Genomic DNA, 11,662 nt, shown 5'->3' on the forward strand with positions numbered 1-11,662 from the left:
GAGAGGATGTCATGGTGGAATTTGCTGGGTGGTTTGTAAGAAATATCTTAAAGAAATAACGGTATTATCTGTATGTTCTTTAATTCCGGGTTCTTTATGGGGATGGACCTTTGCGCTTGGTGTATTCCACATCTGCCGAATTCGCATACCCTCCAAAAGATCGTAAACAGTTCAATAAGGGAGCAAAAAAGCGTAATCCTTTTGAATAACAGGAAGACGGTTCTTCTTCCTGGGCGTGTTCAAGAGGCTTCTTCCCGGATGGTTGGTAAAGAGATTCTTCTATTGGGGCAAGGTGATGGTAGCTATGTTCAACCGGCGCTTCAACAACAGGCTCGGGAGAGAGCAGATTCACAATTTGCTCTGCTGTCCAAAAAGCCCCGGATAAAGCCAATATAGGAATTGATAATACCGTGACCAAGGCTCCAACGACGACCCCGAATGCGGCTACTGGTAGCACTGTTAAGGGAATAAATAGCAGCGTTAAGCCCAGGGAAGTAAACAAAGGGGTATTTCCTAGTTTTCTAAATTCCTCTATAGAGATAGGCACTGTCGGGAAAAGCCAGTCAGTAATTTTTTCCGAGAGGTAAGAGCCTGATACAATAGAGCCACCTAAAACAAGCAATGGCGAAAAGAGAATTACAGCCGCAAGTGTAAGAGCAATCAGTGCAAAGCTCATCAGTGCAGCAACAGGAAGAAACAGAACTGTTAACAAAGCAATAAAGACACTCTTCATCGTTTATCTGGCGGTCGTTAAACTAATTGTGCAATATGATATCATATTCTGTGTTCAAAAGAGAGCTGCTCTATAAGGCAGGACAGCCCCAGGAAATCTTGTTCGTCATTGAGATTGCGTGAAAGAAGAGAGCTGTGATTCGGAATGAGCGATTTCCATATCAGTTTCTGACGGAGTTCGATTTCTTCTTCGTGCCTCTTCTGCAAACCTGTTATTAAAATTGGCTCCGATAGAAACAGGTGCAGTCACTATCTCTTGGCGACGACTTTCAGCAAATCCACTAAAAAAAGAACTTATTTCTCTAAATAAACCAGTTGCATCATGACTCAGTCTTGTTAATCCTTCTAGATGTCTGCCAATTTGGGAAAGCTCCCCTCGTGGTGCTGTGGCTAATTTTTGAGCGATACTTTCTGTTTTTGATGCCAAGTGGCGAGTTACCAAGACATGGAATTTATGGAACAAATCAACATTAAACTCCGGGCTTTTTAACAGTTCGGAAGGTGTTTCCCCTTTTAATAAGTCGAGTTGTCGTCTTAATAGTAAAGCCTGCCCCATTGTTACCAAAAATTGTGTATTGCAAAATGCTGAGCGCAGTTTAGTCATTAATTCATGTTCTTGCTCTTGCGGCAGGGTATCCACTAAAGAACTAGCCAGCAAAGTAGAATGTTGGTTTACCAGCGTGTGGCTTAAAAGCTGGAATTGGTTAAATAGGTCGGCGTTAAAGTTTTCTAAAAGCAGTGTGTGTGCCTGGGTAGTGGTAGGCTCGATCAAGGCCTCAATAAGTGTGCGTATTTGCAATGCCTGTGTCGTTAGGGTGTGAATGGCAGTGATTGGTTCTAAACTTTGAAGCTTGGATTTAAACGTATCAAGTTCATTGACTGGGCATTGCAAAACCATTGTTGTCACTAAATGAAGTTTTTCCTTGCGCGATAATTGTGCTAATCCCTCCCTGCTTGCCGACATTGAAGCGAAATCAGTGACCAGGCTCTCATAAGGCCGGTCCATTTTTAGCAATTCCTCTCTGGAATAGTTAGGCATTTAAATCCCTCCTTATTAATAGTGCAGCAGATGTTGTATTGGTACTGGGACAACCTTTGTTATAGTAACGAAAACCAGGGTGGATGCAACGTGATAATAGAGTTGCTGCAAAACCTTAAAGTTTTATTGTGAAATGACGACTATACTAATGTAAGTGGTTGCCTGAAAATAATAATAAGGAGTGGGCAATGTCAAAAAATCACCTTCTACAAGATCCTTTCTTAAATGCATTACGTAAGGAGAAGATCCCGGTATCTGTGTTTTTAGTCAATGGTATTAAATTACATGGTATTGTTGACTCTTTCGATCAGTATGTTGTGATGCTGAAAAACTCGGTGACGCAAATGGTATACAAACATGCCATTTCAACCGTAGTTCCCTCACGCCTGGTGAATTTTTCTGCTGGTGAGGAAGAGGGAAATATGGCAGACTAAAAGCTCTTCTTTTTACCGGAAAAATGCAGTTGTTTGAACGTCCGCAAGGTGGTGAGCGCGCTATTCTCGTGCAATTAGCGCTTCCTGGGGTTGATGCCGGAACGGCATTGGCTGAATTTAAGGAATTGGCGGTTTCGGCGCAAGCGGAGGTGCTGGCTTGCGTACTGGGCACGCGCGCTGCACCTGAGGCCAAATATTATGTTGGTCTTGGTAAAGCAGAGGAAATTCAGCATTTGGTAAAAGAGCATCAGGCAGAGCTTGTTTTGGTCAATCATGAGCTTTCACCCTCACAAGAGAGGAATCTGGAGCGCTTGTTTCAGTGCCGTGTAGTGGATAGAAGCGGTTTGATTCTGGATATTTTCGCACAACGAGCACGGACCTTTGAGGGGAAACTACAGGTTGAATTAGCACAATTACAGCATTTATCGACCCGTTTAGTGCGCGGTTGGACCCACCTGGAGCGGCAAAAAGGTGGAATTGGCCTGCGCGGGCCTGGAGAAACCCAGTTAGAAACGGATAGACGGTTATTGCGTGAACGCATTCGTTCGATTCATAAACGTTTAGAAAAAGTCAGGCGCAGTCGTGATCAAAATCGCCGTGCCAGACGTAAGCTTGCTATGCCTACTGTCTCACTGGTTGGTTATACTAATGCTGGGAAGTCTACTTTATTCAACGCGCTGACCGGTGAACAGATTTATGTTGCTGATCAGTTATTCGCGACTCTGGATCCGACGATGCGTAAATTGGAGTTGCCTGGCGCTGCGTCTGCTATTTTAACGGATACAGTAGGTTTTATTCGTGATTTGCCCCACCATCTAATAGAGGCTTTTCGTGCCACTCTTGAAGAAACACAAGAGGCTGATTTATTACTGCATGTGATTGATATTTCTGATCCACATTGGCGGGACACGGTGTTTGCTGTTCAGCAGGTCCTGGATGAGTTGGAGGTAAAGGATATCCCTATTATTCAGGTTTTTAACAAAATTGATCAACAAGAAGGTTGGCAACCGAAACTGGACAGACAAGAAGAAGGCTATAAAGTTTGGGTTTCTGCAAAAACAGGGGTGGGCCTTGATTTGCTTCGCGAGGCCATTGCCACCCAATTGCAGGGTGACATTATTGAAGAAGAAATCCGGCTCGCTGCCAGTGCTGCAAAGTTGCGCGCTCAATTATATCAATTAGGCGCTGTACTGAGTGAAACAACCTCAGAGGAAGGAGGATGGCAGTTAAAAGTGCGTTTAACAGAGACACAAAAATCGCGTTTATTCCCTGCAATGGATGATACTAAGAGTTCTTAATGACACGATTTAAACTGGCCAAGGTTTGCCCGCCATATAAGGTCTGGCTTAATTCCCCCTGCGGATTAAACACAAAAGTTACTGGTACACCACGAATATTACCTAAATGAAGCTCTCTTGCCGGATTATGTTGCAGGCTTGGATAGCGGATATTGTATTGCCTGATTAAATCCAACTGCTTTTCTACAGGCAGCATGTCATAGTTAACTGCGAAGAGGGCTACCTTATCTTTCTTATTACGATAAAAACGATTAAATTCGGCAATTTCATCCAGACAAGGATTACACCAACTGGCCCAGTAATTTATGAATATCCACTTGCCTTTCAAACTGGAAAAAGAAATATGTTTGCCGTTAACATCTTTCAAGACGATTTCACTAGCATGTCCCAAGAGGACAATCCCGAAATAAACAACAATAGCGAACACCAGCTTTAAGCGAAACACGGCTCACCCCATAGAATAAATTTTTGCCATTCTACCACATTCTTTGTAATTCGAGACAAGCTTTAAATCCCTCTGCTATTTCTTAAGCGATTACCTTCCTTCTGCTGGAAGGCTAATTTTTCCATAGAACAAATAATTGCATGGGCAAATTCGTCATTTTCAACTATGCTTATTTCTCTATTTCTGTGAGTTAAGCCAATGAATAACATTCAAATTGAACAGTTACTTACCGGTACCTTGATGAGAGAAGGAGCCGGGGTCAAACTTCAACGCTATATCGGTGCGGATAGACAGAATAATTACGAACCTATTTTACTGTTTGATTTTTTTGATAGCGACGAGGCAATGGATTATGTTGCTGGTTTTCCAGAGCATCCCCATCGTGGTTTTGAGACAATCACCTATATGCTGCATGGTCAAATGGCTCACCAGGACAATCAGGGACATCAAGGTACGATTGGTCCTGGTGATGTGCAGTGGATGACTGCCGGGCGGGGTATTATTCATTCAGAAATGCCCAGACAGCAAAGTGGCCGTCTAACGGGCTTGCAGCTATGGCTTAATTTGCCTGCTGAACGCAAATGGTCCGAGCCGCATTATCAAGAATATACAGCTATGCAACTTCCCGTAGAAAAACATAGCTCGGGTACCACGATTAAGGTGATTGCAGGAAAGACTGACAACGGAACGTCTTCTCCGATTAGTGGTATTGCAACCTCGCCGTTGTTTTTTGATATTACTTTTTCAAATCAGCAAAAATTACAACAAATTATCCCTGCTACCCATCAATCCATGCTTTTTGTTTTATCAGGCGAAGTGATGGTTCAGGGACAAGGGGTTAAGCAGGGCGTATTGGCAATATTAAGTGCCGGAGAACAGTTGTTGTTACAAGGCGGAGATAAAGGGGGGCGGTGCTTGCTAATTGCAGCAAAAAAACTCAAAGAACCCATTGCCAGGCTTGGTCCCTTTGTTATGAATACACACGATGAAGTGATGCAGGCTTTGGATGATTTTCGCAATAATCGTTTTTGACCCAGGAGAGACAAATGACAAAAGTGCTCGTGCTTTATTATTCTAGTTATGGCCATGTCGAAATTATGGCTGAGGAAGTTGCTAATGGGGCATTAGAGGTAAAGGAGGTAGATGTTGCAATAAAACGGGTACCAGAAACAATGCCCGAGGGAATTGCTAAGAAAGCGGGTATTAAACTGGATCAAAAAGCGGCTATTGCAACTCCGGCAGAACTTGCGGATTATGACGCTATTATTTTTGGAACACCTACTCGCTTTGGTAATATGGCCGCGCAAATGCGTAATTTCCTTGATCAAACGGGTGGGATGTGGGTAAACGGTTCTTTAATTGGTAAAATTGGTAGTGTATTTGTATCCACGGGTACTGGCGGCGGCAACGAGTCAACGATTTTATCTTTTTGGAATACATTAATGCATCATGGCATGATCCTGGTTGGTACTCCCTACTCTGAAAAAGGATTAACAGATCTCAGTGCTATGCGAGGTGGCTCACCCTATGGGGCTGGTACTATAGCAGGGGCTGATGGTAGTCGTATGCCAAGTGAAGTTGAACGACGAATAGCCCGCTTTCAGGGCCGACATGTGGCTGGTATTGCTAAACGATTATTTGGTGTAACGCCGCCTTAAATTTTTAACAGGAGCCATCTATTCCTCCCATCTTATTGCTTGTATGGAATAAAAGGGGAGGGGCTAATTTTTCAATTTATTGAAGGGGTTACAAAATTTTATGCCCCCGATGGGAGATCAATAAAATATCCAATAGAGCATAATATAAACAAAAAAGACTGTTATTTATTCTGTTTTTGCTTGCCCGAAAGAATTAATGATGTATAATCAGTGTTCACCCTTCTGCATTCACCCTAAGGTGGCCCACAGACTAGAAGTGTCCGGGCACAATGCTTCTGGGGTTCATAAAACGAACAGTATGCTAGGAATCTAATGGCTATCTCTTTGATAATAGTGGCAATATTAATTTTAACTTTTGTTTGTATAATAGCCATGTTGTACAAGCTTAGAAAACAACCTCCCGTGCGTTTATCTATTTTGGATTATATAAAGCTCACTGTGAGTGGGGTTATTGCCTTTATTGCTGATACGCTTGGAGTTGGCAGCTTTGCTGTAAACGTTACCCTGGCTAAAATACTGAGGACTTTTCCCGATGATGAATTACCCGCGGTAAACAATGGTGCTCAGGTTATTCCAGGGACGATAGAGTCTCTCTTTTTCATGCAATTAATCGATGTGGATCTTACCACACTGGTCACGTTGGTAATGGGGACTTGTTTTGGGGGATTGGTTGGCGGGGTCATTGTGACGCACTTAAGTAAGCAAGCTATCCGCCTGGCAATGATGTGCTGTTTTGTGATTATCATCGGCCTGCTAATCTGCCATCAATTACGTTTAATACCTTCGAGTGGCGAGCTGATCGCGTTGCATTCTGGTAAACTTTTTATTGGTTTTTTTGCAATGGTTATCTGTGGCGCTTTAACTTCCGTGGGCATTGGCCTATTTGTGATGGTGCAAGCCGTGTTATTTTTACTGAATGTGTCGCCAGTCGTTGCTTTCCCTATTATGATGACGGCTGGGGCTATGCAACAACCCTTAACTACTTTAGTGTTTGTTCAGCAAAATAAAATTCCTTTAAAAAAGACCTTAATCCTGAGCCTGGGTGGTTGTATAGGTGTTTTTATTACAGTCCCCATTTTTATTCATTTAACAGTGACCTGGTTACATTCTCTATTACTAGCCATACTGGTTTATAATCTCTTCGCTATTAGTCGAGCTTATCTGCGTTCTCGAATGAAGGGCCACGGCTATCAGCCAAACTCTATTCCTCTTGTCGCAGCGGATTAATTTCCAATATTTCGCGGTCTTTATTCTCGTGGGAAGAGCGTCGCAATGCCTGCAAATCAATGTTTCTTGGGCAAGGCCAGCGAAATGTCAGCAGACCCTGCTAGAGACACTGTCAGAGAAAGCAGCAAAGATGCTAAAATAAGAAATACTGTTTTTCTTCTCCTGGGTACCCTGTAAGTTTCACCTGGATGGAGCAATCACACATTTAGTACGATGAAACGAGAGCATTCAGACCGAGTGTATATATTAGTTTTTAAAGGGTCGTTTGATGGAAGAGCCGAAAAGTAAATCACAAAAAAAGCGTGACGCTGATGCTTTGCAAAAGGTAGGCGTCAAATTAATCGCGTTGAGTTTGTCTAAACTTGATACCTTGCCATTACCACCCAATTTGCGTCAGGCTATTATTGATGCTAAATCGATCAAGAGCCATGGAGCGATAAGACGGCAAGCACAATTGATTGGTAAACTTATGCGAGCTGCTGATAACGAGGCTATACTGGCTGCATATGAAACAATTATTGCTGAAGATAGTGCCCAAACGGCTGCTTTTCATGAATTGGAACAATGGCGGGATCGCCTGATAAATGAGGGAAAAGAAGCCCTCACTGAATTTATTGATGCTTTCCAACCCACTGATGTGCAGCAGTTGCGCCAATTGGTAAAGAAAGCAGTTGACGAACAAAACAGCGGCAAACCTACTGGTGCTTCAAAGGCCCTATTTCGTTTTTTAAGAGCTTGTTTATAATGAATTATTCTTTATTTATTAGTTGCCCGAAGGGTTTGGAATACCTGCTGGAAGAAGAGGTTAAGGCGCTGGGGTTACGAATCACTCGTGTGAGCCCCCAGGGTGTTTACGGGGAGGCTGATTTAGCTGTGATTTATCAGTTGTGCTTGTGGTCCCGCCTGGCTAATCGTGTACAGCTTCTCCTGTTTAGTGGACAAGCCCATAATGAGCAGACTCTTTATCAGCTTTGTAACCAATTTCCCTGGCAAACGGTATTTTCCGCCGATAAAACGCTGGCTATTGAGTTTCATGGTTCTTCAACACATATAAGAAATTCCATGTTTGGCGCACAAGTAGTCAAGGATGGTATTGTGGATCATTTTCGCCAATTTAAAGGGATGCGCCCTTCGATCGATCGTGAAAAAGCGCAAATTCGCCTCCATGCCCATTTAAAACACGACATCGTCACAGTCAGTTTTGATTTGACGGGTTATAGTTTGCACCAGCGTGGCTATCGAACCCAGGCCGGTGAAGCACCCTTAAAAGAAAATATTGCTGCAGCCATGTTAATACGTGCAAAATGGCCACAATTAGCTGCTAATGGTTATGCCTTGCATGATCCTTTCTGTGGTGCTGGCACCGTGGTTATTGAAGCCGCAATGATGGCAGGCCATATTGCACCTGGCTTATTACGCCATGATCAATCGTTGATATACTGGGCGCAGCATCAACCCTCTTTATGGGAAAAGATGAGAGCGCATGCCTTACAACAGGTAAAACCCATCAAAGTAAAATTGAAGGGAACGGATAATAATCCACGGTTAATTACGGCTGCCAAAGCAAATGCGGAACGGGCTGGCGTGCTGCCTTTAGTCGAGTTTGATGTAAAGGCAGTCAAAGATTGCCAGCCATCTAATGATCAAGGCTTGTTGATTTGCAACCCTCCCTATGGGGAGCGTTTAGGTGAAGCAACACACCTGGTACCACTCTACCAACAACTAGGCAGTACTATCCATACTCATTATCAGGGGTGGCAAGCGGCTGTTTTAACGTCTAACCCGATGCTTGCCAAGGCTCTGGGTTTACGTGCCAGTAAACAATATACCTTGTTTAACGGGGCTTTGGAGTGCAAGTTATATTGTTTTGTCCTTGATGCCAAAAACCAGTTAAAAAGCAGTGAGGAGGGTTCGTTGTCATCAGGGGCCCAGATGCTTGCCAACCGTCTAGCGAAGAATTTCCAGCATTTGCAAAAATGGGTAAAGCGTAATCAGATAAGTTGCTATCGTATTTATGATGCCGACTTACCAGAATATGCTTATGCCATCGATATTTACAATGATTATGCCGTCCTGCAGGAATATGCCGCGCCAGCATCAATTGCTGCACATAAAATTGAAAAGCGTAGTCTGGAAGTTATTCAGGTCGTTCCGCGCGCGTTGGGTATTGCGACCGATAAGTTGGTGGTTAAGCAGCGTAAACAACAAAAAGGTTCCAATCAATACCAAAAAATGAATCAGACTCAACGAACGATGACGGTGCAGGAGGGGCGTGCCAGGTTAAACGTAAATTTATATGACTATTTGGATACAGGATTATTTCTTGATCACAGACTCTTGCGCATGCGCTTTGCTCAATTAGCGCCCGGGACACGCTTTCTTAATTGCTTCTGCTATACCGCTAGTGCCAGTGTACATGCTGCCCTGGCCGGCGCCTTGACGACAAATGTTGATTTATCAAGAACTTATTTAAGCTGGGCTGAAGAAAATTTCAAGCTTAACCACCTTGATCTGTCCAAACAGCAATTTATTCATTTCGATTGTATGGAGTGGCTTAAACTGACACGAGATCGTTTTGATGTGATTTTTCTGGATCCGCCCAGTTTTTCCAATTCAAAACGGATGACTACTACCTTAGATATACAACGTGATCATCAAGATTTAATTGATGCGGCCATGTCCTTACTAAATCCAGGTGGTAGTTTGTATTTTTCCACCAATTTAAGACAATTCAAGCTAGCGCCTCAGGTTAACGAAAAATATAAGGTAGCTGATATTAGCGCTGAAACCATTGATTTGGACTTCAAGCGCAATAAACGCATCCACCAGTGTTTCCTCATCACCAGGGGCGATAATTAGGAGTTAATCTGATTTTTTTACTGGCTCCTGAGGCTGTGGCTCTTCAGGTTTGCCATAAATTTGTTCTTTTAACGCCTGCATGTGGCCGGCCATAAAAAATACCTCGGCGGTCAGATATAATGGAGCAATCAATGCCTGCCAGAAATTATCCATAAACGCCGGTCTTTTTCCCTCTAGAAAATGGCCAAAGAATTGTAACCCCCAACCAAGAATAAAAGTAATGATAAAAGTCCATAAGGCCCCACTGGTTGGACCTGCATAGCTAATAGCATCAGCTATCCATAATAAACAGAAGAGAATGGGGGTAAGGCTTAATGCCAGGCGCCAATTAAGGCGGAAATAATAAACAAGTAAGACTATAGTCGCTATTCCGGCAAGGTTGGTGTCGAGTATTCCTGGAATAACCAGATGAAAAAAACCGAGGAAAATCATCAAGGAAAAAATGATCAAGGGAATACCGGCAAAATGCGTATAGCGAGTTATAGGTTTTTGATGGTATCCAACATAAAATTGAGCTTGCTCAATAAATGGTTTCATCGTAATCATCCTGAAATGGCTTAAGTAAAAAGTAGCATAGTCTTAATTAAACTACCAATCCATGTTGTTGGTATTGTCAATTTTGAATCAAAAAAATCAATATTGATTCTTTTTGGATAAATTGTTATCATTCCCGCTTTCAATTAGCGGGCTAATCTATGAAATGCTTTAGGATTTTAGCAGTCATTTGTGTTCTCTTTATTACTCATTCAGCCATTGCTGATGAAGTTAGCTTACGGGATAAGATTGGCCAAATGCTAATCATAGGATTTGATGGCAAGATCGTAGACAGAAATTCGCCGGTCATCAAAGCGATTAATGAGGATAACATTGGTGGGGTTATTTTATTTGATTATAACCAGCGCACACAAACTTTTGATAAAAATATAGCAAGTTCAACTCAGGTAAAAGAATTAAACCATTATTTGCAATGGAGTAATTCGCGTGCCAATGAAAGGCAGCATCGTCCACAATTGCCTCTATTAATTTCAGTTGATTATGAAGGAGGCGAAGTCGATAGATTAAATAAAAACTACGGTTTTCCTGGAACAGTTGCAGCGGAGCTTGTTGGTAAAATGGGGCTCGAGAAAGCAGGGCAGATAGCTGACACCATGGGGGCGACGCTAGAACTTGCCGGATTCAATTTAAACTTTGCGCCGGATCTTGATGTTAATATTAATCCAGACAATCCCATTATCGCCAAATTAAAACGCAGTTTTTCTGCTAATCCAGCTGAAGTCGCTCGTTATGGCAGGATTTTTTCACATTATTTTTTACAACACGGTGTTCAGTGTGCCTATAAACATTTTCCTGGGCATGGTAGTGCCAATGCCGACTCTCACTTAGGCTTTGTAGATGTTACTGATACTTGGCAAGAATCCGAATTGGAGCCTTTTAAATTACTCTCCAGAAGTAATGACACTTGTGGCATGATTATGACAGCCCATATTGTCAATCGGAATCTTGATAAATCTGGGTTACCTGCTACTTTGTCCCATCAAGTGTTAACGGAGCTGTTACGGGAACAGTTACATTTCAATGGCGTCATTATTACTGATGACATGGAAATGAAAGCGATTAGTGCTAATTTTGCCTTGGAAGATGCGTTAACACTGGCCATCAATGCTGGCGCAGATATGTTCATCTTTGGCAATCAGCTCTCTGAGTCCCCTCAGGATCCCAAGGTAGTGATTGATATTATTGAAGCCAGGGTAAAAACCGGTAAGATTAAAGCAAGCCGGATTGATGAAGCTTATCGTCATATCACGGCATTCAAGCGCTCTATCATTCGTAAGACAAATGCAGTAAGCCAATAGCTGCTGTAAGAGGAAAATTTGTATTCCTGCTAGGTTCAATCACCATTTAATTATGCCCAAATAGCAATGGCAGCGAGAGCAATGGACGAGATAAAAATGGAGTCACAACGGTCATAT

Annotated in this window: 13 protein-coding genes; 9 read left to right on the forward strand and 4 right to left on the reverse strand. The window is 42.7% G+C overall.

The window, feature by feature from the left end:
- Nucleotides 1-94: 94 nt before the first annotated feature.
- Complete coding sequence (locus tag Lfee_RS09180) at nt 95-733, reverse strand: hypothetical protein (RefSeq protein ID WP_058446021.1); 639 nt, start codon at nt 731-733, stop codon at nt 95-97.
- 105 nt (nt 734-838) lie between these two features.
- On the reverse strand, nt 839-1,771 hold the full coding sequence (locus Lfee_RS09185; protein ID WP_058446023.1) for a hypothetical protein: 933 nt from the start codon (nt 1,769-1,771) through the stop codon (nt 839-841).
- Nucleotides 1,772-1,959: 188 nt separating this feature from the next.
- On the opposite strand from Lfee_RS09185, the gene hfq reads away from it, so the two are divergent.
- Entirely contained in the window at nt 1,960-2,205 is a 246-nt protein-coding gene (gene hfq / locus Lfee_RS09190; RefSeq protein WP_058446025.1) for an RNA chaperone Hfq, read from the forward strand.
- Between the two features lie 29 nt (nt 2,206-2,234).
- The gene (hflX, locus tag Lfee_RS09195) at nt 2,235-3,503 is read left to right on the forward strand and encodes a ribosome rescue GTPase HflX (RefSeq protein WP_058446316.1); all 1,269 of its coding nucleotides are present in this window, start codon (nt 2,235-2,237) and stop codon (nt 3,501-3,503) included.
- Here hflX and Lfee_RS09200 read toward each other — a convergent pair.
- Nucleotides 3,490-3,948 (reverse strand): TlpA family protein disulfide reductase, encoded by a 459-nt coding sequence (locus Lfee_RS09200; RefSeq protein WP_058446028.1) that lies wholly within the window; start codon nt 3,946-3,948, stop codon nt 3,490-3,492. The genes hflX and Lfee_RS09200 overlap by 14 nt on opposite strands.
- A 198-nt stretch (nt 3,949-4,146) precedes the next feature.
- On the opposite strand from Lfee_RS09200, the gene Lfee_RS09205 reads away from it, so the two are divergent.
- The 6 genes from Lfee_RS09205 to rlmKL all read left to right on the forward strand — a co-directional run bounded on the left by Lfee_RS09205 (nt 4,147) and on the right by rlmKL (nt 9,692).
- Nucleotides 4,147-4,980 (forward strand): pirin family protein, encoded by an 834-nt coding sequence (locus tag Lfee_RS09205; protein WP_058446030.1) that lies wholly within the window; start codon nt 4,147-4,149, stop codon nt 4,978-4,980.
- Nucleotides 4,981-4,994: 14 nt separating this feature from the next.
- The gene (wrbA, locus tag Lfee_RS09210; RefSeq protein WP_058446032.1) at nt 4,995-5,606 is read left to right on the forward strand and encodes an NAD(P)H:quinone oxidoreductase; all 612 of its coding nucleotides are present in this window, start codon (nt 4,995-4,997) and stop codon (nt 5,604-5,606) included.
- Nucleotides 5,607-5,918: 312 nt separating this feature from the next.
- A complete protein-coding gene (locus Lfee_RS09215) occupies nt 5,919-6,833 on the forward strand; it encodes a sulfite exporter TauE/SafE family protein (protein ID WP_058446034.1) in 915 nt (304 codons plus the stop codon).
- A gap of 45 nt (nt 6,834-6,878) precedes the next feature.
- The gene (locus tag Lfee_RS17810) at nt 6,879-7,010 is read left to right on the forward strand and encodes a hypothetical protein (protein ID WP_269147459.1); all 132 of its coding nucleotides are present in this window, start codon (nt 6,879-6,881) and stop codon (nt 7,008-7,010) included.
- A gap of 91 nt (nt 7,011-7,101) precedes the next feature.
- Entirely contained in the window at nt 7,102-7,578 is a 477-nt protein-coding gene (gene yjgA, locus Lfee_RS09220) for a ribosome biogenesis factor YjgA (protein WP_058446037.1), read from the forward strand.
- Entirely contained in the window at nt 7,578-9,692 is a 2,115-nt protein-coding gene (gene rlmKL, locus Lfee_RS09225) for a bifunctional 23S rRNA (guanine(2069)-N(7))-methyltransferase RlmK/23S rRNA (guanine(2445)-N(2))-methyltransferase RlmL (protein ID WP_058446039.1), read from the forward strand. Before yjgA ends, rlmKL begins: the two co-directional genes overlap by 1 nt.
- Before the next feature lie 3 nt (nt 9,693-9,695).
- Here the strand turns inward: rlmKL and Lfee_RS09230 are convergent, their stop codons facing one another.
- Nucleotides 9,696-10,229 (reverse strand): Mpo1 family 2-hydroxy fatty acid dioxygenase, encoded by a 534-nt coding sequence (locus Lfee_RS09230; protein ID WP_058446041.1) that lies wholly within the window; start codon nt 10,227-10,229, stop codon nt 9,696-9,698.
- A 158-nt stretch (nt 10,230-10,387) separates the two neighbouring features.
- On the opposite strand from Lfee_RS09230, the gene Lfee_RS09235 reads away from it, so the two are divergent.
- Nucleotides 10,388-11,545, forward strand: a complete 1,158-nt coding sequence (locus tag Lfee_RS09235; RefSeq protein ID WP_058446043.1) for a glycoside hydrolase family 3 protein — start codon at nt 10,388-10,390, stop codon at nt 11,543-11,545.
- Nucleotides 11,546-11,662: the final 117 nt, after the last annotated feature.

The organism is Legionella feeleii (assembly GCF_001467625.1).
GTDB lineage: Bacteria > Pseudomonadota > Gammaproteobacteria > Legionellales > Legionellaceae > Tatlockia > Tatlockia feeleii.

Coding starts and splice junctions, on each gene's coding strand:
- Lfee_RS09180 (WP_058446021.1), bottom strand. CDS start 733: ATGAAGAGTGTCTTTATTGCTTTGTTAACAGTTCTGTTTCTTCCTGTT.
- Lfee_RS09185 (WP_058446023.1), bottom strand. CDS start 1,771: ATGCCTAACTATTCCAGAGAGGAATTGCTAAAAATGGACCGGCCTTAT.
- hfq (WP_058446025.1), top strand. CDS start 1,960: ATGTCAAAAAATCACCTTCTACAAGATCCTTTCTTAAATGCATTACGT.
- Lfee_RS09205 (WP_058446030.1), top strand. CDS start 4,147: ATGAATAACATTCAAATTGAACAGTTACTTACCGGTACCTTGATGAGA.
- wrbA (WP_058446032.1), top strand. CDS start 4,995: ATGACAAAAGTGCTCGTGCTTTATTATTCTAGTTATGGCCATGTCGAA.
- Lfee_RS09215 (WP_058446034.1), top strand. CDS start 5,919: ATGGCTATCTCTTTGATAATAGTGGCAATATTAATTTTAACTTTTGTT.
- Lfee_RS17810 (WP_269147459.1), top strand. CDS start 6,879: ATGCCTGCAAATCAATGTTTCTTGGGCAAGGCCAGCGAAATGTCAGCA.
- yjgA (WP_058446037.1), top strand. CDS start 7,102: ATGGAAGAGCCGAAAAGTAAATCACAAAAAAAGCGTGACGCTGATGCT.
- rlmKL (WP_058446039.1), top strand. CDS start 7,578: ATGAATTATTCTTTATTTATTAGTTGCCCGAAGGGTTTGGAATACCTG.
- Lfee_RS09230 (WP_058446041.1), bottom strand. CDS start 10,229: ATGAAACCATTTATTGAGCAAGCTCAATTTTATGTTGGATACCATCAA.
- Lfee_RS09235 (WP_058446043.1), top strand. CDS start 10,388: ATGAAATGCTTTAGGATTTTAGCAGTCATTTGTGTTCTCTTTATTACT.